The 21,286-nt window shown below is 40.4% G+C and carries 19 protein-coding genes; 5 read left to right on the top strand and 14 right to left on the bottom strand.

The features are described 5' to 3' along the window. Positions 1-7: 7 nt before the first annotated feature. The 8 genes from cpu_RS01920 to cpu_RS01890 all read right to left on the bottom strand — a co-directional run bounded on the left by cpu_RS01920 (position 8) and on the right by cpu_RS01890 (position 12,465). Positions 8-439 (bottom strand): NADH-quinone oxidoreductase subunit B family protein, encoded by a 432-nt coding sequence (locus cpu_RS01920; RefSeq protein ID WP_075858302.1) that lies wholly within the window; start codon positions 437-439, stop codon positions 8-10. 12 nt (positions 440-451) lie between these two features. Beyond that, entirely contained in the window at positions 452-1,417 is a 966-nt protein-coding gene (locus tag cpu_RS01915; RefSeq protein ID WP_075858301.1) for a respiratory chain complex I subunit 1 family protein, read from the bottom strand. Positions 1,418-1,419: 2 nt separating this feature from the next. After that, complete coding sequence (locus cpu_RS01910) at positions 1,420-5,244, bottom strand: proton-conducting transporter transmembrane domain-containing protein (RefSeq protein ID WP_075858300.1); 3,825 nt, start codon at positions 5,242-5,244, stop codon at positions 1,420-1,422. Positions 5,245-5,315: 71 nt separating this feature from the next. Further along, a complete protein-coding gene (locus cpu_RS01905; RefSeq protein WP_075858299.1) occupies positions 5,316-6,113 on the bottom strand; it encodes an ATP-binding protein in 798 nt (265 codons plus the stop codon). Positions 6,114-6,389: 276 nt separating this feature from the next. After that, complete coding sequence (locus tag cpu_RS13575) at positions 6,390-6,545, bottom strand: hypothetical protein (protein ID WP_159433963.1); 156 nt, start codon at positions 6,543-6,545, stop codon at positions 6,390-6,392. A gap of 34 nt (positions 6,546-6,579) precedes the next feature. Further along, positions 6,580-9,681, bottom strand: coding sequence for a type I restriction endonuclease subunit R (locus cpu_RS01900; protein ID WP_075858298.1), 3,102 nt, complete (start codon positions 9,679-9,681; stop codon positions 6,580-6,582). A 41-nt stretch (positions 9,682-9,722) separates the two neighbouring features. After that, positions 9,723-10,931: a restriction endonuclease subunit S gene (locus cpu_RS01895; RefSeq protein WP_077177115.1), complete on the bottom strand. Its 1,209-nt coding sequence runs from the start codon at positions 10,929-10,931 to the stop codon at positions 9,723-9,725. Beyond that, entirely contained in the window at positions 10,921-12,465 is a 1,545-nt protein-coding gene (locus cpu_RS01890; protein ID WP_075858297.1) for a class I SAM-dependent DNA methyltransferase, read from the bottom strand. The genes cpu_RS01895 and cpu_RS01890 overlap by 11 nt, the downstream gene beginning before the upstream one ends. 217 nt (positions 12,466-12,682) lie before the next feature. Between cpu_RS01890 and cpu_RS01885 the strand changes: the two genes are divergently transcribed. Together cpu_RS01885 and cpu_RS01880 are read left to right on the top strand one after the other, a co-directional pair. Continuing rightward, entirely contained in the window at positions 12,683-13,027 is a 345-nt protein-coding gene (locus cpu_RS01885) for a helix-turn-helix domain-containing protein (protein WP_075858296.1), read from the top strand. Between the two features lie 5 nt (positions 13,028-13,032). Further along, positions 13,033-13,803: an ImmA/IrrE family metallo-endopeptidase gene (locus cpu_RS01880; RefSeq protein ID WP_075858295.1), complete on the top strand. Its 771-nt coding sequence runs from the start codon at positions 13,033-13,035 to the stop codon at positions 13,801-13,803. A gap of 129 nt (positions 13,804-13,932) precedes the next feature. Here the strand turns inward: cpu_RS01880 and cpu_RS01870 are convergent, their stop codons facing one another. Continuing rightward, on the bottom strand, positions 13,933-14,616 hold the full coding sequence (locus cpu_RS01870; protein ID WP_075858294.1) for a class I SAM-dependent methyltransferase: 684 nt from the start codon (positions 14,614-14,616) through the stop codon (positions 13,933-13,935). 51 nt (positions 14,617-14,667) lie between these two features. Between cpu_RS01870 and cpu_RS01865 the strand changes: the two genes are divergently transcribed. Next, complete coding sequence (locus tag cpu_RS01865) at positions 14,668-15,255, top strand: DUF421 domain-containing protein (RefSeq protein ID WP_234970166.1); 588 nt, start codon at positions 14,668-14,670, stop codon at positions 15,253-15,255. Positions 15,256-15,455: 200 nt separating this feature from the next. On the opposite strand, the gene cpu_RS01860 is transcribed toward cpu_RS01865, so the two are convergent. Both cpu_RS01860 and cpu_RS01855 read right to left on the bottom strand, forming a co-directional pair. Next, positions 15,456-15,962 (bottom strand): TipAS antibiotic-recognition domain-containing protein, encoded by a 507-nt coding sequence (locus cpu_RS01860; protein ID WP_077177114.1) that lies wholly within the window; start codon positions 15,960-15,962, stop codon positions 15,456-15,458. A gap of 27 nt (positions 15,963-15,989) precedes the next feature. Further along, positions 15,990-16,562, bottom strand: a complete 573-nt coding sequence (locus tag cpu_RS01855) for a TetR/AcrR family transcriptional regulator (protein ID WP_075858293.1) — start codon at positions 16,560-16,562, stop codon at positions 15,990-15,992. A 349-nt stretch (positions 16,563-16,911) separates the two neighbouring features. Here cpu_RS01855 and cpu_RS01850 point away from each other — a divergent pair, with 349 nt between their 5' ends. Continuing rightward, positions 16,912-18,183, top strand: coding sequence for a multiheme c-type cytochrome (locus cpu_RS01850; RefSeq protein WP_075858292.1), 1,272 nt, complete (start codon positions 16,912-16,914; stop codon positions 18,181-18,183). An 11-nt stretch (positions 18,184-18,194) separates the two neighbouring features. Further along, on the top strand, positions 18,195-19,076 hold the full coding sequence (locus cpu_RS01845) for a hypothetical protein (protein WP_200800620.1): 882 nt from the start codon (positions 18,195-18,197) through the stop codon (positions 19,074-19,076). 205 nt (positions 19,077-19,281) lie between these two features. Here cpu_RS01845 and cpu_RS01840 read toward each other — a convergent pair whose 3' ends face one another. The 3 genes from cpu_RS01840 to cpu_RS01830 form a co-directional block, all read right to left on the bottom strand. Further along, positions 19,282-19,863, bottom strand: coding sequence for an HDIG domain-containing metalloprotein (locus cpu_RS01840; RefSeq protein ID WP_075858291.1), 582 nt, complete (start codon positions 19,861-19,863; stop codon positions 19,282-19,284). Positions 19,864-20,021: 158 nt separating this feature from the next. Beyond that, positions 20,022-20,600: an NAD(P)H-dependent oxidoreductase gene (locus cpu_RS01835; protein WP_075858290.1), complete on the bottom strand. Its 579-nt coding sequence runs from the start codon at positions 20,598-20,600 to the stop codon at positions 20,022-20,024. A 207-nt stretch (positions 20,601-20,807) separates the two neighbouring features. After that, positions 20,808-21,230, bottom strand: coding sequence for a MarR family winged helix-turn-helix transcriptional regulator (locus cpu_RS01830; RefSeq protein ID WP_075858289.1), 423 nt, complete (start codon positions 21,228-21,230; stop codon positions 20,808-20,810). Positions 21,231-21,286 lie beyond the last annotated feature (56 nt).

Below are 21,286 nucleotides of genomic sequence, written 5' to 3'. Positions count from 1 at the left end.
CTCCCCTTTACAACCTGGTTTCCCAAATTTTGATAGCTTCGATAATCCCGTCAATAATCGCCTGGGGTCTGGGAGGACAGCCCGGTACATTGACATCTACCGGAATAAAGTTATCAATAGGGCCGGTAATGGCATAACTATCTCTAAATACCCCTCCAGATATGGGACATACTCCGATGGCTACCGTCACTTTTGGCTCAGGAATTTCCTCGTAAAGGCGCAAAACCTTTTCCTTAACCCGGGCAGTAAGAGGCCCAGTAATTAAAACTATATCCGCATGTTTTGGGCTACCACAATATTTACAACCCAAGCGTTCCACGTCATAACGAGGGATACAGGCTGTGGTCGCCAGTTCCACGTCACAGCCGTTACAGGATCCCGCATTTATGCGGTATAACCACGGTGATTTTTTCGCAATTTTTTGCAGAATCTTTCTCATCCGGACACCCCCCTACCCTTTTACTAACGTTAAAATCAAGCTGATTAATGCCAGTACTGTGGGATACTTGAGATAAAATTTAAAGGCCTGATCTATCCGTACCCTTCCCGTGCTGGAGCGAATAATGGTTATCGAAATAACCAGTAAGATTAAACATTTTAGAAAATACCACAAGAGATTGAGCATGGTATTTTCGCCCAAAGGCGTTGGAAAAAATAGTGCTACGGCTAAACCCAGTACCACTACCATTTTTAGGGCGTTGGTTAGCTTAAATAACGCAAGCCAACTCCCGGAATACTCCAGAATAGGGCCTTCAACAATTTCCGTTTCCGCCTCAGGGATATCAAAGGGAACAACCCCTATAGTACCAGGGATAAAAACCAGAAAAGCTAAGAGAGCCGGTAACATGGTGTAATCAAACAGTAAAGCTCCGTTTTCCACTTGGTACTGGACAATTTTACTTAAAGAAAAGGTGGCAATACCGCCGGTTGCAAATCCAACCTTTAAAGCAACGGTCACCAGGACTATCAGTAACGGCAACTCATAAGCCATCATCATGACCATCTCCCGCGAGGAACCTATAGCCCCAAAGGGGGAACTGGAGGCCGAACCTCCGACTATCAAGGCAATAGCCGGCAAGGACAACAAATAAAGTAAAACCAGCAAATCTCCCGCATAGTTCAAACCTGGATAGACCCCCGCAACAGGGATCAGGGTTACTGCTACCAGCATCCCAGCAAACCCTAACAACGGCGCTAACCTGAAAGCCGGCAGGTGTGCCGTCTCGGGCACAACCACCTCCTTCAGGGTTAATTTGGCCAGGTCAATAAAGGGCTGGTAAAGAGGTGGCCCCACCCGTCTCTGGGCGCGGGCAACAATTTTGCGGTCAATTCCCATCAGAAGCAAACCAAGGACTAAAGCAAACAGGCCACCGGGAAAGAGCAGGAAATTAAAAATTAAATGACCAATATCCGTCACAATCACACCCCCTTACCCAAACCGGCAACCCGGTGTAAAAACTTAATCCATCCATTAATTAACCCTTTGGGGGACTCATAGAGATTATGCGAATTAACATGTACCTCTTCGGGAGTTAAAGTAGTTACACCGCAGGTATAGATTTTGGTATAGCGGATTTTCCCATTGCCCACAAAATAAATACTAAGGCCCACAATAAAGGCTATTGCCATAAACACCGCAATAATTCCGGCATTCCAGGTACCCAGGCCGGAATCAATCCCGAAAAGGGAAACTGAAACCGGTGTCAGCCCCAACGACCTCTCGATGGCAGCAATAGTAGCAAGTGGTATCCCCGGGAAAATCCCAAACACCATACATAAAACAGCTAAAATCACCATAGGAATTTGCATTGTCCAGGGTGCTTCAGTTACATTCTCCAACTCCTTAGGCATTTGTCCAAAAAAGGCAGAATGTAAAAACTTAAGGAACGAAGCCAGGGTCAAAACACTTGCTAACAAAGATAATAACGCTAAAAATACATATCCTTTCTCCATGGCCGCTTCATAGATTAGCCATTTAGAGGTAAAACCATTAAAAGGCGGAATACCGGCAATAGAGAATGTCCCAATCGCAAAGACACTGAGAGTTACCGGCATTTTTCGGCCTATTCCTCCTAACCTGTCCAGATCCCCTATACCGGTTTTTACCATAATGGCACCGGCAACCAAGAAAAGCAGGTTCTTAAACAGCATATGGTTAACTAAATGCAATAATCCTCCAGCCAGACCTAAAGAAGAGCCCAGGCTTATTCCCAAGATGATATAACCCATCTGACTTACCGTATGATAAATAAGCAGGCGTTTCATACCACTTTGCAGCAAAGCCAATGCCGCAGCCATTAAAATCGTTAAGCCGCTCACCCAGGCAAGGATGTACATGAGGCTTGGCATATCTCCTATCTGGCCCAGCTTGCTTAAAAGAGCAACGCCTCCAAATACATAAAATAATTTAACCATCCCAAAAGGCGCACTTTTTAAAAGCACCGAAGAAATATAACCGCTCACCGGTGTTGGGGCGGTAGGGGGATGCATTTGATAATCGATGCGGAAAGGTAACATCGCAGCTTTCATGGCAAAACCAATCAACATTAAGATTGAGCCAAGAGCCACCAGACCTGTAGGCAGGGCACTTAACCGCCCGGCCAGCTCACTCATTTCAAAGGTGCCGGCGTTAACTGTTAATACAAGTAGTCCCAGAAGCAGCAAATTGGCTCCAACATAATTAAAGATGAAGTACTTGAACCCTTCCCGCAATGCCTCGCTGGTTTCCTCATGAATAATCACAAAGTACAGAGTCCAGCTGCTCATGATTTCCCAGAAAGCAAAGAAATTGAAGAGATCCTTACTTACCGCTACACCCAAAAGGCCGCCAATCATTAACGTAAAGAACAGGTAAAAGCGATTTTGGGCATGTTCATGTTCCATATATCCCAGGGAATAAAGTAAATTTAAAACACCAATAAAGGCGATGAGGAAAGCAAAACTCCGGGAAAATATGTCCAGGCCAGTGGATACCGCTAATACTGTGGCAAGCGTTGCCACCATAGTTGCAACTGCTAACCAACCGCTAACTTTAGCTGAACGTCTTCCGAAAAAGTAAGCAAAGAGTGCCCCCACCATCGGAATTAGCGTAACTATTGGCCAGGAGATAGTAATTTTAGGAATAGCCGTTACGGCCATATGTCCTTTAGCCGCAATTAAATCTGCCACCGGCTTAATTAAAGCCAGACCCGCTTGCGGATATACGCCATTAAAAATGGATAAACCCGTTAAAATCACAATTGGTATCAACATGGTAATCGGGGCTTCCTGCCGGGCCGGTCCCTCATACTTTTCAAAGAAAATAATTCTAACCACTTTCAGGTAATAAAAACCACCGAGGATACTGCCTAAAAGAATTAAACCTGCCAGTGCCAGATGACCGGATTGGACCAGCGCGTACAGCATTAAAAATTTACTGATAAACCCGTTGAAGGGTGGCAAACCCATTATGGCTAAGATCCCGATACTAAAACATAAAGACGTTACCGGCATCACCCGGCCGATACCTTTAAGCTTATTTATCTCCTGACTTTTTACGCGCAAGATTAAAGCACCCACAGCCAGGAATAACAGATTTTTCATAATAGCATGATTTAAAATATGGTAAAGAGCACCGATAAAACTCAAATAAGTCCCTACTCCCAGAGTAATTACTATCTCCCCTACCTGGGCCATCGTTGAATAGGCCAGCATTTTCTTCACATCGGTCTGTAGCAGGGCCATAATTTCGCCGTACAAAAGGGTAAACGCTCCAAGCAAGGAGATTATAAACCCAATGGTGGAAAATTGACCGGTAGTACCTAATTTAGTCAGTAAACTTACCCCAAAAACCACAAAAAGGATGCGGATAAGTCCGTAAATACCGGTTTTGGTCAAAATCCCTGACATTGGGGCTGAAATAGACGAAGGTGCCACCGGGTGAGCGTCCGGCAACCAGCTATGCAGCGGCACCAAGCCTGCTTTGACCCCAAAGCCAATAATAAACATTCCCAAAACCACTAACATAAGACCGGGAGATAAAACCTGTAAATTTGCAGAAATTGTCGTCAGATCTAAAGACCCAAGTTTTACATGCAACGTTAAAATTGCCAAAAGCATAATATAAGCTCCGGAGGTACACATAATAAAATATTTAAAACCGGCACGCAGAGCTTTTTGAGTTTGCTCTTGAATAACCAAAAAGTAAGAAGTCCAGGTCATTAATTCCCAGAAGACATAAAAATTCCCCAGCTCCTTGCTGGTGGTTAAACCGAGCAAAGTACCCAACATTAACAGTAAAAAGAAGAAGTAACGGTTTGCGTACGGTTTAGCTTTAAAATAACCCACCGAGTAAAGGGTAACTAAAAAACCGATAAAGGCCATAAGCAAGGCGAAAAATTTAGATAAGCTATCAAAATCACCGGCAAGCCAGGTCAAATAAACCGTTGTGCCGGTAATACCAACCGCCAGGATATTACGTAAGGCCTGGGAAAAACAGCCTGCAAGATAGACGATAAATCCACCCACATAGGGAACGAGAACTAAGATAGACCAGGGAGATTCAAAGACAGGTAATTGGTCCGGACCTGTACTCCCTAACAATACGGCGGCAGCACGTTCAGCACCGTGAATGAAAGGTTCCGGAATTAAGCCCATTAAAGCGGTAAGAACACCCAAAACCAGTAAAACTGCCATTAAACCCGGAGAAGTTTCCCTGACTTTTTCGGCACCGGATCCTTCCTGGACAGAATCTTCAAAGCACAGTTTTTGAAAGACCTGAAGGAAATACACTGCCTCAATGATACTGCCAAAGGTAGCTATTGCCGCTGACAACCAATGCCCACTCTCAATAGCAGCATAAATAATTAAAAATTTACTAATAGAACCTTTAAAGGGAGATAAACCCATCACAGAAAACAATCCAAAACCAAACAAGGTTGCCGTAACCGGCATTTTTCTACCTATACCTTGAAGCTTTTCCACGCTTGCAGAATGACCTCGAAAAATAAATGCCGCCGCAGCTAAAAAGACTAATCCTCTCATTACAATTTGATATTCCAAATGCAAGAGAGCTCCAGAAGTCCCCACATGGGTACCCGTGCCCAATCCCAAAAGTACGTAACCTATTTCCGCAATGCTTGAAATAATTAGTAATTGAATTAAGTTTTTCCACCGCAGTAGGGCAAGCAGTTCCCCAACCAAAAGAAGCATTACCCCAAACAAAGCCTGCAGCGAGAGGCCATTAAGTAAAAAACCTAAATCCATATTTCTTTCCTCCTTTCTGTATTGTGATTGTGTATTTTTTCACGTTAAGTAAACCCATTTTATTCAAACACTCAGCTCTGCCTTTCCACTTCTTCCAATAAACGATTTTTAATTTTATAACCTATGGCAACGATTTCGGAAGCTTGTTCAAATACGCTTACCCCTGATAAATCTGCTAAAATTAATGTCGGATCGTAAGGAATGAAGCCTAAAACCGGTAAAAAGTTCAGTTCTTTTCGAATTATTTCCTCATCTCCTGGACGCACTTTGTTAGCCACTGCAAAAATCTTAGTAACCCCTAAATCTTTAGCCAAAGTTACTATCGCTCTTGCGGTTTGGAAACTCCGCTTACCCGGTTCAACTACCACTATGAAAGCATCTACCCCTTCAGCCGTTCCGCGTCCTAAATGTTCCAGACCTGCTTCCATATCAACAACCACAGTTTCCTCAGCTGTTAAAACCAGGTGACGGAGAAGATGTTTAAGTAAGGTACTTTCCGGACAGGCACACCCCGAGCCTCCTTTAGCCACTTTACCCATTTGCATCAACCGTAGGCCAGCGTGCTCTACCATATATTTTTCAGGGATATCATCAACCCGGGGATTTAGGATAAAGTACTGACCGGATGTTCCCGGTTTAGCACCGGTCCGCTCTTTGATAAGCTCTTTATCCTCGGAAATTGCCGTTAACTTTTCTAAGACCTCCGCTGGAAACCCTAAAGCTGTGCCCAAATTGGCATCAGGGTCGGCATCTACAGCCAGTACTTTTTTACCCTCCCGGGCAAAAATATGACAGAGCAGTGCAGCCAGGGTAGTTTTTCCTACCCCGCCTTTACCGGAAACAGCAATTTTCAGTCCTTTTTCAGACATCTGCATCAACTCCTGACATCTAAAGAATATCTTTTGAACAAATTTTTGTTACGAGCTAAAATTTACGCTATTTTTACTATAGCGAAGAGTTAAAAAAAAAACTGTCGTTTATCCGACAGTTTTCAGAATAAATTTTACCCTCCCAGATTTAACATAAAAACCAGGTTTTTCTAAGTATACTGGATATAGAGAATTGCCTTTTTCGAAAATCGTTGTTCCCGAAGAAAATTTAATATGCTGGAAAATATCCCAAAAGATTATTATGTAGAAATGGCCTTATCGTTTAACGACCTTTTCAATAAAGCTATCAGAAACCGAGAAGGGGGCAGTCACCACTACTTCTCCTTCCGGCGATATAATAATTCCAAACTTTTTCTTTTTCCGAATCACCTGATAGGTAATTACTTCATCCCGGTAGCATATTTGCGGCATGGTATCCTACCTTCCAAAAAGGACTTTAGACGATTTATGCAGCATCTTCAAAAAGATAAACCGCCTGCTCAATAATGAGCTTAACCACATTATCCAATTCTTCCTGGTCTTTAAAGCCTTTTCTGCGTAAAAGCCGTTTTACCGTCGCCCGTATTGACGCCTTGATATTTTCTTTTATCGTCCAGTCTACCTGTCCTTCGGTTTTGCTCTTTATTATCCTCACCACTTCCCGGGCAATTTCTTTGGCATCTTCATCCTTTAAGATGGCCTCTCTTCCCTGACTGACAATATCATAAAAAGCAATTTCCTCTTCGGTTAAGTCCATTTCTTTGGCCCGCTGGTCCATGTGCCGCATTTCTCTGGCTAAATCAATAAGGTGTTTTATAACCTCTGCCGAGGTGATAGCCCGGTTGTGATACTGGTTTAAAACTTTTTCAATCATCTCTTTAAAAGAGGAATATTTTACCTGATTTTTCCGGCTTTTAGCCCTAATTTCGTCATTTAAAAGTTTTCGCAAAACCTCAATCTGCAAGTTTTTATTTTCATAACCCATTAATTCATCCAAAAACTCTTCACTTAAAATCGATAAATCCGGCTTTTTAAGCCCCGCCGCATCAAAGATATCAATGGGTTTGTCGCTGGCTGCAACCCCTTTAGAAATAATTTGCTTTACCGCACTATCCAGTTCCTCAATTGACAATCCCTTGGGCGGTGTGTATTTAACGACATTGCTCCTTACTGCCTGGAAAAAGGCTACCTCCGAACGAATATGCATCGCTTCTTTCCGCGGTACCACAAGGGCAAAAGCCTTACTTAACGCCATGCACTGTTCCAGAAAATCTTTCTTGGTGGTTTCATCTTTGTTAATAAGTTCCATCGCCTGTTTTAAAAGATAAAGCTTATCCCCAGCACTTTTTTCTTCCCAGTCAGAAAAGTCAATACCGTGAAAATAGGAACAAACAATATCATATTTCTCCTGCATAATCCTTATAGCTTCGTCAATCGGCAAAGTCGCCGCTTCCTTGCCAGTACTCCGGGTATAGTTCGCCAAAGCCCGTTTTAAATCATCGGCAATACCGATATAATCCACTACTAATCCGGCAGGCTTGTCCCGAAAAACCCTGTTGACCCTGGCAATTGCCTGCATCAAGTTATGTCCTTTCATGGGCTTGTCGATATACATGGTATGTAAACAGGGAACATCAAAGCCCGTAAGCCACATATCCCTGACAATAACCAGCTTTAACGGATCATTGGGGTCTTTCATCCTTTTTTCGATTTCTTTGATCTGGGATTTAGTGTACAGGTGTGGTAAAAACTCTTTGGGGTCTTTTGATGCATTCCCGGACATGACTATTTTAATTACGCCTTTATCCAAATCATCGCTATGCCAGTGGGGTCTTAATTTTATTATTTCGTTATAGAGGTCAACGCAAATCCTGCGGCTCATGCAGACGATCATGCCCTTGCCTTCTAAAACTTTACACCTTTCCTCAAAATACTCCACAATATCTTTGGCTATAGTTTCCAGTCTTTCCTGAGTTCCAACCAGAGCTTCTAATGCCGCCCACTTTGTTTTTAATTTATTCTTTACTTCCTCTTCCTCGCCTTCCGTTACTTCTTCAAACTCCCGGTCAATATCTTCGTTTATCAAGTGAAGTTTTACCAGCCGTCCTTCGTAATATATGGGCACAATAGCTTTATCTTCTACCGCCTGCTTCATATCATAAATGCTGATATAATCGCCAAAAACCTGGAGGGTAGACTTGTCCTCAAAGTCAATGGGCGTCCCGGTAAAGCCTATGAAACTGGCATTGGGAAAGGCTTGCCGGATATTTCTGGCAAATCCATCGATAAATTCGTAGTGCGAACGGTGGGCCTCATCAACAATAACAATAATATTACTGCGGTCCGAAAGCAAAGGATAGGTTTTACCTTTATTTATACTTCTTTTTAGCTTGGGGTCACGAATTTCTAAACTTTCATCCGTTTCCGCTTGGAACTTTTGAATAGTGGTAAAAAAGATACCCCCTGCGGCAACCTGGGAAAGTTTCTCTTTCAAGTCTTCCACACTCTCTATTTGCTTTGGATAGGGGATTAAATCACTGGCACTGCAAAAAGTATTATATAGCTGGTCATCAAGGTCGTTTCGGTCGGTAATTACCACAACGGTTGGATTTTGAAGTTCTTTTAGCTCGATAATCTTTCCGGTATAAAACACCATCGAAAGGCTCTTACCGCTCCCCTGGGTATGCCAGAAGGTACCAATCCTCCGGTCACCGGTGGGAGATACCGCTCGAATAGTTTCTTCTACCGCCCTGTTTACCCCGTAATACTGGTGATACATCGCCATAATTTTTACTACTTCGTCCTTAGCCATGGTAAAAGTAATAAAGTTCCTGATGAGGTCTAACACCCTGTTTTTAGCAAACATCCCTTTTATTAATACTTCAAGGGCGGGCATTCCCTCAATCTTTTGGACTCCGTCAATTGATTTCCAGGCAGCAAATCTTTCCCAGGAGGCCGTAAGGGTCCCTGCTTTGGCTTCGGTCCCATCGGAGACAGCACAGATTTCATTATAGGCAAAAAGGTCAGGGATATCCCTCTTGTACAGCTCAAGCTGTCGGTACGCTCCCTCAATCGTTGCCGTTTCATCCAAAGGGTTTTTAAGCTCAAATACTCCTACCGGCAGGCCGTTAATATAAACCACTATATCAGGGATTCTTACTCCGGTACCCTTGATTTTTACCTGATTGCAGACAAGAAAATCGTTGTTTTCCGGATTTTCGTAATCAAAGATTTTTACTATCTCTCCCACTTCTTCGCCGTCACTTCTGCGCCTTGTAACAATCGCACCGTTTCGGTAAATTTTATGGATTTCCCTGTTATTTAGCTCAATCCTGGGATATTGGAAGTTTTTGAGCTGGCGGATAGCATCTTCAATACAACTAAGCGGCAGGCCAGGATTTATTTTTATAAGAGCATTGTAAAGCCTGTTTTTTAAGATAACCTCCCGGAAATCTTCCCTGTCCTCTACAGGAATTTCGCTGCCAGGCAGGTATTCGTAGCCTATATCGCAAAACCAATTTATTGCCGCTTCCTCCACCACACTCTCAAAATTTTGATTAAGGTTCATGGACAATTCACCCTTTAGGGAAACTTTTAAAGGATTTAAACCTAAACCACCCTGATTTCGCCGGAAATAAGTTTGGGAAGCAGGGTATCGCGAAGCTGGGATAAGATATCATTCATTTTTTTGTTAAAATTAACTCTTCTATAAATGCTATTACTTACTTTTTCAAATTCCAGAATAACATTTTTTTCGGCTATTATTACCGGTAAATTTTTTATATCATTTTGTGTCAATAATGGTTGAGTCGAACCACGATTAAGTGAGTTATAATCTAATAATTTTAGTAATTGGTATACATATTCATGATAGTTACTTTTAATTACAAGCGTATTATCTGATGCCCATATCGGTTCATTAAATCTTTGTACTACCCCTAATGTACCTACTCTCCCAATTATAATAACTGGTTCATTATATAATATTTCTTTTACATAACCCATTATTGAACTTGCACCAACTAATGGAATTTTGTGCACTATATCCCTATATTCTTTTCGAGAAACTGGTCTTTTCCCACTGGTAATTTCAATAATTTCTCCTAACTTCCCAACCCTCCAACCTTTCGGTATCGGTCCCAATTCACTCTCTACAAACTCTCCCCCGCTGGATTTATACGGCTTACCCTTTTCGTTGGGAAACTCAAAATCAATGAACCAGCGTTTAAAAATAGTCTTAGCTATTTCTTCCAGCGTTTTATTCATTTCGTTGTTGAGTTCTATTTTATCGTCAAATGCTGAAAGAATCTCTCCAATTTTTTTTGCCTCTAAAGAAGTCGGAAATATCACATTAGATTCTTCAATAGTCTTAACATTAACCGCAGGATAAGCAGAACCCCTAGTGTTTAAAACTAAATAATTAATATATTGGTCTGACGTTAAGTAATAATAATAGTATTTTTTATAATCTTCTTTAGGTCTAACTACCGCAAATCCAGTTGAAACAATCAAGTTTTTCGGTGGATTTTTTATATAGGCATATGCTTTTAAGTTAGGTCTTACCGTTGAAATTATCGTATCACCATCTTCCACTTTCCTTCTTGCTCTACTTGGAGCATTTTCAAAACTATATTCTACCTTTTTTAAAATTCGTCTCTCACCAACTGAAGATATATCGACATATTGAATTTTACCTATTTTGTCACCTTTTTTTAGGCATGTAGAATTTATTTCAGCTATTTCAGAAAGTTTCCTTATACCCCAACCCTCAGGCAAATTATTTTCTGACAAATTAAAGGCTACATCTTTACTCCCCATATCCCAACTCCTCCAGATTTGCTTTTATAATCTCATCAAGTCTTTTAGCTTCTTTCATTTGCCGATAAAGTTTTTCCACAAGTTCCGCCATTTTTTCCTCAAAAGGTATGCCATCATCGGCGGTATCTTCTACCCCTACATACCTTCCGGGAGCAAGGACGTAATCATTCTGAGCAATAATTTCTACCGGCACCGAAGCACAAAAGCCCTTAACATCTTCATATCCTTTTTTATTGCGCCAGCTGTGATAGGTTTGAGCAATTTTCTTTATTTCCTTACAGGTAAGTTCTCTATGGGTCCTATCCACCATGATCCCCATTTTCCGGGCATCTATAAAAAGGATTTCTCTGGTTTTTCTGCCTTTTCTAATAAACCACAAACAGGCAGGAATTCCGGTGGTATAAAAGAGCTGTGGAGGTAAAGCCACCATACAATCTACAAGGTTTTCTTCAATAATTCTTTTTCTTATCTCATATTCCGCACTATTACTGGTAGTCATAGAACCGTTGGCCAGGACAAAACCCGCAACTCCATTGGGGGCAAGGTGATAGATAAAGTGCTGAATCCAGGCATAATTGGCATTGGAATCCGGGGGTAGACCATATTTCCAGCGAACATCGTCCGCCACCCGGTTCGCCCCCCAGGCACTGTCGTTAAAGGGAGGATTGGCTAAGATATAATCAGCCCTTAAATCTTTAAACTGGTCATCAATATAAGAATTTCCAAGTCGGATGTCCGCTTCAATCCCGCGAATTGCCAGGTTCATCTTGCAAAGACGGTAAGTAGTGGGGTTGGATTCCTGACCATAGACAGAAATGTCCCCCTTTTTTCCCGCATGGGCCTCCACAAACCGCATACTCTGGACAAACATACCGCCAGAGCCGCAGCAGGGGTCAAAAACCCTGCCGTGCAGCGGTTCAATCATTTCCACTAAAAGCTTTACCACACATTCCGGAGTAAAAAACTGACCGCCGCCTTTGCCCTCTTGTTTGGCAAACTGGGTTAAAAAATATTCATAAACCCTGCCTAAAATATCCCTTTCTTCGTTTTTCTTAAAACCAATACTCCCGATTAAATTTACAATTTCACCAAGGGTGTGAGGATCAAGAGGAGCTCTGGTATATACCTTTGGTAATACCCCCCGTAAATATTTGGGGTTTTCTTTTTCAATTAAATCCATCGCTTCATCAATTAGTTTGCCAATATCACTCCGCTGGGCATTGGCCATTAAGTATTCATAGCGCGCCTGCGGTGGAACATAAAACGCGTTGGCAGCCAGATACTCATCCTTATCTTCAAGAATATACTGGGCTTCTTCTTCACTTACGCAATAATAATCAGGATTACCAGGGTCTTTGACTAAAGTTTGTAACTCTTCCTGCCGCTCTTTAAAGGCATCAGAAATATATTTTAAAAAGATAAGGCCCAAAACAATATGCTTATATTCGGAAGGCTCCATATTATTGCGAAGTCTATCGGCAGTTGCCCACAATACCGATGCAAATTCCAGTACACCGTCGTTGTTTTGCCCCATTTAATGTTCACTCCGTCATTAATTTTGCAATCTTTAACTTTGTTAAATTTCGCCAAAATTTTCTCAAATCCTGCAAAATAAGCCCAAAAGAGTTTTGGATAAATATACTGGAAATAAAAAAAATATTTCTAAGCTTATGGTTAAACTTGTAACTTATATGTTATAATAATGATAAAATATATTGTAAAGTTAACACATTTGTTAAGGTGGTGATGATATGGATAATTCAATATTTAAAAATATTGGTAAAAAGTTGCAAGAAGCAAGAAATAAAAACGGTTTAACCCAAGAACAAGTTGCCAAAGTTTTAGGAATAAATAAAGTGCAGTTATCCTATTTTGAAAATGGAGCAAGGGAAATAAATATTTCCCTGCTGCAAAAACTGGCCAATTTGTACGGATATTCGGTTGAATATTTTCTCGGAAATGAAGAGATAAATGAACCAGATATCCAAATAGCTTTTAGAGCTGGTGATTTCATCGAAGAAGACCTTAAAATCGTATCTTTTGCCAAGACTTTTCTACGTAACTTACATGAGATGAAATCTCTCCTGGGGAGGTAAATTAAATGAATTATGATAAAATCAAGTTCGAAGCAGCTGAAACCAGAAAAATACTTGGAATTGGACCATATGATAGGGTAGATATCTTTAGAGTATTAAGAGATATTGAAAACATCTCTCTAATAATAACCAAAATAAGAGGTAATATCTCTGGCTTTTTTATGCGTTATAAAAATACAGGGCTTATCGTAATAAATGCCAGTAGAAGCCTTGGTCATCAATATTTTACTGCTGCACATGAATATTATCATCTTAAATATGATAAGGGGATGTCGGCAAAAGTTTGTCCTATTAATAAATTTGATGACGAGTACCAAAATGAAAGGGACGCAAATTTATTTGCCGCTCAACTCCTGGTTCCTGATGAAGCTCTTGGTTATATGATACAAAAAAGAACTAAGGGAAGGTCCCTTACACTAAATGATGTAATATTTTTAGAAAACTATTTTCAGGTAAGTCATAAGTTAATGCTTCTCCGTTTAAGAGAAATTGGAGCTATAACCAGTAAGCAAGTTGAAGCCATGGAAAAAAACATAATTAAAAATGCAGCCTTACTTGGATATAATACTGAACTATATCGTAATACCGAAGATAAAGGGACACAAATTTATTCAGAATATGCAGAACTTGCCCGGACTCTTTTAGAAACCGGCAAAATTACCTATGGAAAATACGAAGAACTGCTTTTAGATGGTGGCTATGGGGATATTCTGTTCGGGGAAAATGAAGATTTAGAAGGTACTGAAAATGCATTTAAAGATGCCAATAGTATTTGATAATGATTGTATTTCCTCTTTTTCCTGGATTAATCGTTTGGACATTATTAAGGCCCTTTTCCCCGGACAAGTTATTATCCCAGAAGTAGTTTTTGAAGAATTAAGCAAAATGAAAAAAACAAAATTTCCCTATGTTTTTGAAAATATTGATAGGGAAATAACGAAAAAAAACTTTTTAATCAAAGATATTGGTGTAACAGATCCATATTTGGCTATTATGACCCGGGCAGCGTGGCGGTGCGGAATACTGCTGGAACTGCAGTCAAAAATATATTCATAGGTGTCAAGGATGTCCCACTCTTTGTCATAGCTTTGGAGTTCTTCCCGGCCGTATAAATATTCGTTTTTACCCCAGTCGGGGGCTATCTCTACTTCCGGATGCTCAATAAAGGCAAATAAGATATGTAGTCCTCCATCTCTGGTCTTTTCTTTTAGATGCTGAAATTGACGGTTTCTATTTTGAGGATGTAGATACTGCAGCGTACCGATAGAATAAATAATATCTACTTCTTTCGGCATTATCAGGTCGTTTATGTCCGCGTCTAAAGTCTTTATCGCTACTTTTTCCTTACTTGCAAGTTTTTCGGCTTTCATAAGACCCGCCGGGGATATATCCACCGCCAAAACCTCAAAACCTTCTTTAGCAAAAAAGACGCTATCCCGCCCTTCCCCGGCACCTATGTCGACTAATTTTCTCTCTTTTCTCTGGTCTTCCGGGATATACTTTAATACTTTTCTTGATAATTCGTTTGGCTCGGTCCTCCAGTAATATTCTTCCTTGAGGTAAATTTCCTGCAGCTTATCTTTGTCCAAATCTAACGCCTCCTAAAAGTATTTTAAGATCATTTTCTTTGTGGAGAAAATTTGAGCTTTTTTCTTTTTTCCATTATAATTAGTCTAAGAATTTTAAGGCAACGGTTGGGAAGTGATCTTTTGGTTTTTCATCCCTATGGGCAAATAATTTTTAGTTCGGTAATCGTTTACCTCTTTATTGTCCTTCTAATTCGGCTTTTTGGAAAGCAAGAATTAGCCCAGCTTTCAATATTCGACCTGGTTTTTATAATGTTAATCGGAAACGCAGTGCAAAATGCCATGGTTGGCAATGATACAACTTTATCCGGAGGCCTTGTTGCTGCCGCCTCCCTCTTTTTAATAAACTACCTTGTTAAATATTTGACTTATCGGTTCCCTAAGATTAGCAAAATGATCCAGGGAGAAGCAATAATGTTAATTTATCAGGGTAAAGTAATTAAAGAAAATATGGCAAAAGCCAAGATCTCTTTAGAAGAAATCCATGAAGCCATCCGCGAACACGGGGTTTCTTCGGTAGAAGATGTCGACTTAGCCGTTTTAGAAATTGATGGCAGCATTAGTGTTCTCTCCAATGAATTTAGACGAAAAACCTCAAAAAAACGTAAAGCTCATAAGGTTATCTCCAAAAGCGATGTTTAACAACTTGAGAACGAAAACAGTGATATAGATTTTGCCATACTTTTTAGAAATATTCCTTCACTTTTTGAAGAATTACTTATGGCAATTATGGAATTACCTTGAAAAAGTTTTATGAAGATTACCTGCAAGGACTGAAAAATAAATATGTCTGATTTTGATAAAAAGCGAGTTCTTGATAAAAATAGGAGGCGTTAGGCCCCCTATTTTTTCATCCCGGTATAAACATAAATAGCATCCCGCATAAATTCGGCCGCTCCCGGCGCTACTTTATCGTAGTACGCTTTAAACCGCTCATCGGCAACATACATATCGGCTAACCCGGCATGGGCTTCTTTGCTGTAGCTGTCCCAAAAAAAGGTAAGCCACCGATGATGGAGAGCCGCGGTTTTCTGGGCAAGTTCCCCTGCCGGATCACCTGTCAAAAGAGCCTCTTTTAGGTTTTCTAAAATATCATTTCCAAGTTTAGTTAGTTCCTCATATTGCTCAGGTGTCATATTTTTAAATTTTTCATAGGAGCGGGCAACCGCTTCCTCCCCGTACTTTTCCCGGATTTCTTTACCGTACTTTCTTTCATTTTCCTCCAATAATTCTTTTTTAAAGCCTTCAAACTTCTCCCAATCACTCATCGTAATCCTCCCTTCCTTGGCAGCAATTCTCATCGGTCGTTTTTCCATGCGAATACCTAACCATTCAAAGATTCGTTTCATCTTCTTCACCCCAATTTATATGTTTGTCTATTCCTTACAATTTTCTATACAGATTGAATCCACCATTTGGGCAATAATTTGATTCACTTTTTGCTTATCGTTCTCCGGCATAAACAAAAAAGTTAATATCATTCCCATAACTAAACGCAAAATTACTTCTTCCTTCTCCTTTTGCACCTGTATTTCGGAAATGGCTTGTTTCAATAGCCTTATCATTTTGCTTATAAGGTGAACGGATGGTAATTCATCATCAATCTGATCCTCCATTAACACCATTTTAATCAGTCGATGATGTTTGGATATCAACGTAATCCGATCTTGTAAAAGCTGCTTGATTCGTTCTTTTGAACTAAGCCTATTTGAAGTTTGAATCACCTCTTGAAGCGTTTCCGTTAAAATCGGTTCAATTGATTTCATAAAAATATCCTGTTTGGATGAAAAATAACGAAATAGAGTAACTTCTGAGATTCCTGCTCTTTGGGCAATTTCAACCGTCGTTGCTCCTCTGTAGCCCTTTTCAATAAATACGTTTCTAGCTGCTTCGAGAATTTGTTGTTCACGTTCTTCTTTCTTCATTCTTTTTTGGATTGAATGATTCAAGCAGGCACACCTCCCTTTTTTATTTTAATTATTTAAGTAAGTACTTACATACATATATAAGTATAATTATTTACTTTTTAAAAAGCAAGATTTTTTAATGTAAAGACACATAAAAAAGACAGATATTTCAAATGACATCCATCTTTAAACCAAGGGAATTTTTTACAAAAACCCAAGCTTGTATACAACAAAATGTGACTGGAATCACAGTTTGGGCTCGTTTCTTCCCGTTATAATGGAAATGTTATTGGGATTGTTTGGCTTTTAATGGAAGGAGGTGGTGTTTGTACTCTCAAACACCTGTGCTTCTGCTCAACCATGAATTACATTAGGGAGGAGAGATGTTAAAATGCAACCATCAACTAGGCGTATGGTTGCCATTGTGGGATTAGGCACAATAGTAGGGGTAATCATGCTTCTCCTGTCCTATCGTTATGTAATCGGGCCCAAAGGCGTAAAGGCATCCCTTCCAACATTGAGCGCCGTCACTGTTGTCCAGGGCAAAAATAAGTCTTGTCTAGATTGTCACGAGAAAAAGACACCTGGTATTGTTCATCAGTTTTTTGACAGCAAACATGCCGGACGCGGAGTACAGTGTCTCGATTGCCACAAACCGGTAGAAGGTCAGGAGAAGCTAACGAAGGAACATTATCAAGTGGCTATCGTTGCCAAACCGACCCCAAACAACTGTGCCCAGTGCCATGAAAAAGAGGTTAAAGAGTTTACAGCGAGCAATCATGCTGCTAGATCATGGTACGCTGTGACAGGTGCTAAAGGTTTCAGTCAAGAGGAGCTAGCAAAATACCATCTGCTAGATGCTACAGGACAGCCTCTTAATAAAGGTAAACCAAACGTTATTTACACTTTAATTGGAAAGGACGCGGCCAGCCAATCCTGTCAGGTCTGCCATGGTATTGGGAAAAAAAATGAAGACGGCAGCTTTGGGGATTGTACCAAATGCCATCTCCGCCATAATTTTGATATAGCCCAAGCCCGTAAACCTGAAACGTGCGGGCAATGCCATTTAGGTCCGGATCATCCGCAGATTGAAATTTACAATGAATCAGCTCATGGCACTTTCTATCAAGCAAATAAAGAAAAGTTCAATATGGAAGCCCCAGCCGGTACATTGACAGTGAAAGATTTCCCGGCTCCGACCTGTGCCACTTGCCATATGTCCGCGTTTGGCAATGTCCAAGGCACTCACAATGTGGGGGAACGCCTGAAATGGTATCTCGCACCGGAACTCGCTAAAGTGCGTCAGAATGGGGAACAAAACCGCGAAACAATGAAGGCCATTTGTTTGAACTGTCATACGCAGAACTTTGTCGAAGAGCAGATGACAGGTGCTGAAAAGGTTATTGCCTTGTCCAATGAAAATGTTGAAAAGGGGAAAGCACTTTTAGATAGTCTCCGTCAAGCTGGGCTGATTGGCCAAGGCCCACTGAAGACGCCGCTCGAGTTTTTGTACTTTGAATTGTGGCATCATGAAGGACGCAGGGCTCGCTTTGGAGCTGTGATGGGTGGAGCGGATTTTGTGAACTGGCATGGTATTTATGAACAGAAAAAGGCTCTAGTAGAAATGGAAGCTGAAGCAAAAGAACTGGAAAAGAAGCATTAGGGGAGGATAATATGCTTAAGATAAAAAATCTAAGAACTCCCATGTTAATCTTTTCTAGAAAAAATTTAAAAACTAAACTTTTGCTCAGCATAATGGCCTTAAACTTTTCGCTTTTAGGGGTCGATGTAGCCATGGCCCATTCCCAGAATAATTTCTTCCGCTGGGAAATAATTCCGTTAATCTATTGCCCTCTGGCGGTATTAGCCACGTTGGGCAGGTTGTTTTTCCTGGACAAACTCTGGTCCAAGCGAATTTTTAAGGTCAGTATGTGGCTTGGGGTCGCTGTTGGAGTTATCGGAACGTTCTTTCATCTCACAGGAAATGCCAGTTCGCATTGGGAACCTCTTTACAAAATAGTAGTAGATGGATCACCTGTTGCCGCACCCATAGCTTTTGCTGGAGTATCCCTGTTCGCACTGGTAAGCGAGGGAACTGTAGGTTTGGAAAGGCGCTCAAAGTTGCTGACATTGGTGGGATATGGTTTTTTGGGTGCAGTTTTGGCGGCATTCTTTGATCATGCCCGCCTCAATTTTGAACCGGTTTATACGATTATTCCCTTAATAACAGGGATAATGGCAATATTTTCCTGTTTGTGGCTTGCCAAACGCTCACCGGACAGGGGAGAAGAGTATTTCTTCTTGGCGGTTTTGGCTCTAAACCTTTTTGCTGGCTTGCTTGGCTTTGTCTTTCATGTTCTCGGTGATTTGGCAGGGACACAGGGAATAGTTTTTGCGAGGTTTCTCTACAGAAACCCGCTCCTTGGGCCGTTACTGTTTTGTAACCTTGCCCTCCTTGGCGGGCTTAGCATAATTCCTGAACCAGTCGAACCAATGCTTGAATGGCAAAAAGAAATTTTAAAAAAATCAAAGGAAGAGCTTCTTCCAATAAGATAACCTTTATCTCCGCTGTCACCCCTTTTTTTATTAAATTAAAAACCGCTTCTTGGCATGTTAATTCATACCAAGAAAGCGGTTTTTTTCTTTCTACTCCACCGTCACGCTCTTGGCCAGGCTTATAATTAAACCAGAGAAAGCCTTGATGACTTTGAACAGTTTCGCACAGTAAAGTAAAACAGGCTAATTTAGTTCGGATTATTTATTACACTTCACCTTTTAGCCCAATAACATCTGCTACTTTCCGCATACCTTTAATAGTTTCTTCCATTACTTTATCCAATTCCATCCCCAGCATTTTTGCTCCCTCTTCAATAACCTCTCTATTTACTCCTGCGGCAAAACCCTTTTGTTTCCATTTTTTCTTGACCGATTTTACCTCGAGATCCAGGATGCTTTTACTTGGCCGCATAAGAGCAGTAGCGGTAATCAATCCCGTTAATTCGTCAATTGTATATAACACTTTTTCCATTCTCTCCACCGGTTCCACATCAGTACAAAGTTTCCAGCCATGGCTTTCTATTGCCCGAATGTAATCTTCCGGCCAGTTTCTTTCGGTCAATATTTCTCTTACTTTCTTACAATGTTCATCGGGATACATTTCATAATCAAGGTCATGAACTAATCCGATAATTCCCCATTTTTCCTTATCTTCTTCGCCAAATAGTTCGGCAAAGTGCAACATAACCGCTTCGACCGCCAGGGCATGCCGGATTAGACTTTCATTTTGATTATACTCTTTTAAAAGTTCAAACGCCTCATCCCTATTAGGTATAACTTTTTTCATCGCCCAAACCCCTTCTTCCGTTCATTAGTAATATTTAGCAAGTTCATCCTATGTTTTTAGATTTTAGGCACAACGATAAAAATTGTCAAGTCCATTAAAAATATAAAAAGAGAAGTATCAAGATGATTATCTTTTCTTGATACTTCCCTTTTAAAAAATTATAGCTCTTTAATGATTCTTTCTACTTCCTTTAAGTAGCCCCGGCGAGTTTCTTCATCAACAGTGGGAACTGCTCCAAAGAAAACATGGTCGATTACTTCGATCCCCGTAAAACCAAATATACCCTGATCTGTGGTTTGTTTCATCGAATTGTGCATCCCGATTTGTTCATATATTTCATTTGAAGCACCTGTTGTGCAGAATAAAAGCGCTTTTTTCCCTTCTAACAAACCGACGGGGTTTCCATCTACATACTGGTAGGCAAATCCATATGAAAACACTCTGTCAACATAACCTTTTAGCATAGCAGGAAGTCCGGTCCACCAAACAGGGTAAACAAAAGTAATCACATCCGCCCACTTGATATGCTCTTGCTCTTCTGCAATATCTTCCGGCACTTTTCCGCTGTGAATGGCCTCAAAATCTGATGGCTTTAAAACAGGATCAAAACCAATTTGATAAAGATCCCTAACCCTTACATCCATCCCCTTTTCTTTTGAGGCTTTTACAATAACATCTACGATCCCTTTTCCAAAACTCTTTGGATTTGGATGGGCAAAAACTACTAAATGTTTCATTAAAATTCCCTCCTTATGATTTTATTTAACTGACATCAAAATACTAAAAATGTTTGATGTCAAATTATTTTTTTAAAAATTTTTACGCTCCTTATTCTCATCTAATTTCGTTTATTATTCATTATCCCTTTTTAACTTTAAGCTTATTCCATTTCGCCAATTCTCCCGTTTAAAATACTTTTATATCAAACTATTTGGCTAAAAAAATTAAAAGTTTTCTTTGATTTTTATTAAAATTTTAACCAGCGCTTCCCTTTCCTCCGGTGAAATCCCTCTGAACGCTACGTCAATCAATTTCCTGGATATATCCTCAAAATCAGGCTGTAGTTGTTTTCCCAAATCTGTTAAACTTACTAAAATTACTCTGCTATCGGCAGGGTCTCTTTCCTTTTTTACATATCCAAAATCCACAAGCTTGTCCACTAAAGCGGTTACGGTAGATTTATCTCTATCAATTTTTTCCGCTATTTCTTTCATCGTAAGGACATTATTTTTAAAAAGAGCAACCAGGATATCTCCATGAGATGTTACAATTCCTTTTATACCCCTGTTGTTTAATTCACGCATGATAAACCTATTGGCTTTTTCTCGGATTGACGATATTAATGAAATAACATTATTCGTGTCCATGTCCACCTCATATGCTGTCAATTTAGATAAAAACTTTATTTTACCTACTCACATTA

Source organism: Carboxydothermus pertinax, from assembly GCF_001950255.1.
In the GTDB taxonomy this organism is placed as follows: domain Bacteria; phylum Bacillota; class Z-2901; order Carboxydothermales; family Carboxydothermaceae; genus Carboxydothermus; species Carboxydothermus pertinax.
The sequence above is the reverse complement of the archived record's forward strand: the minus strand, read 5'-3'. Positions and strand labels throughout refer to the sequence as shown.

Coding starts and splice junctions, on each gene's coding strand:
- cpu_RS01920 (WP_075858302.1), bottom strand. CDS start 439: ATGAGAAAGATTCTGCAAAAAATTGCGAAAAAATCACCGTGGTTATAC.
- cpu_RS01910 (WP_075858300.1), bottom strand. CDS start 5,244: ATGGATTTAGGTTTTTTACTTAATGGCCTCTCGCTGCAGGCTTTGTTT.
- cpu_RS01905 (WP_075858299.1), bottom strand. CDS start 6,113: ATGTCTGAAAAAGGACTGAAAATTGCTGTTTCCGGTAAAGGCGGGGTA.
- cpu_RS13575 (WP_159433963.1), bottom strand. CDS start 6,545: ATGCCGCAAATATGCTACCGGGATGAAGTAATTACCTATCAGGTGATT.
- cpu_RS01900 (WP_075858298.1), bottom strand. CDS start 9,681: ATGAACCTTAATCAAAATTTTGAGAGTGTGGTGGAGGAAGCGGCAATA.
- cpu_RS01895 (WP_077177115.1), bottom strand. CDS start 10,931: ATGGGGAGTAAAGATGTAGCCTTTAATTTGTCAGAAAATAATTTGCCT.
- cpu_RS01890 (WP_075858297.1), bottom strand. CDS start 12,465: ATGGGGCAAAACAACGACGGTGTACTGGAATTTGCATCGGTATTGTGG.
- cpu_RS01885 (WP_075858296.1), top strand. CDS start 12,683: ATGGATAATTCAATATTTAAAAATATTGGTAAAAAGTTGCAAGAAGCA.
- cpu_RS01880 (WP_075858295.1), top strand. CDS start 13,033: ATGAATTATGATAAAATCAAGTTCGAAGCAGCTGAAACCAGAAAAATA.
- cpu_RS01860 (WP_077177114.1), bottom strand. CDS start 15,962: ATGAAACGAATCTTTGAATGGTTAGGTATTCGCATGGAAAAACGACCG.
- cpu_RS01850 (WP_075858292.1), top strand. CDS start 16,912: ATGCAACCATCAACTAGGCGTATGGTTGCCATTGTGGGATTAGGCACA.
- cpu_RS01845 (WP_200800620.1), top strand. CDS start 18,195: ATGCTTAAGATAAAAAATCTAAGAACTCCCATGTTAATCTTTTCTAGA.
- cpu_RS01840 (WP_075858291.1), bottom strand. CDS start 19,863: ATGAAAAAAGTTATACCTAATAGGGATGAGGCGTTTGAACTTTTAAAA.
- cpu_RS01835 (WP_075858290.1), bottom strand. CDS start 20,600: ATGAAACATTTAGTAGTTTTTGCCCATCCAAATCCAAAGAGTTTTGGA.
- cpu_RS01830 (WP_075858289.1), bottom strand. CDS start 21,230: ATGGACACGAATAATGTTATTTCATTAATATCGTCAATCCGAGAAAAA.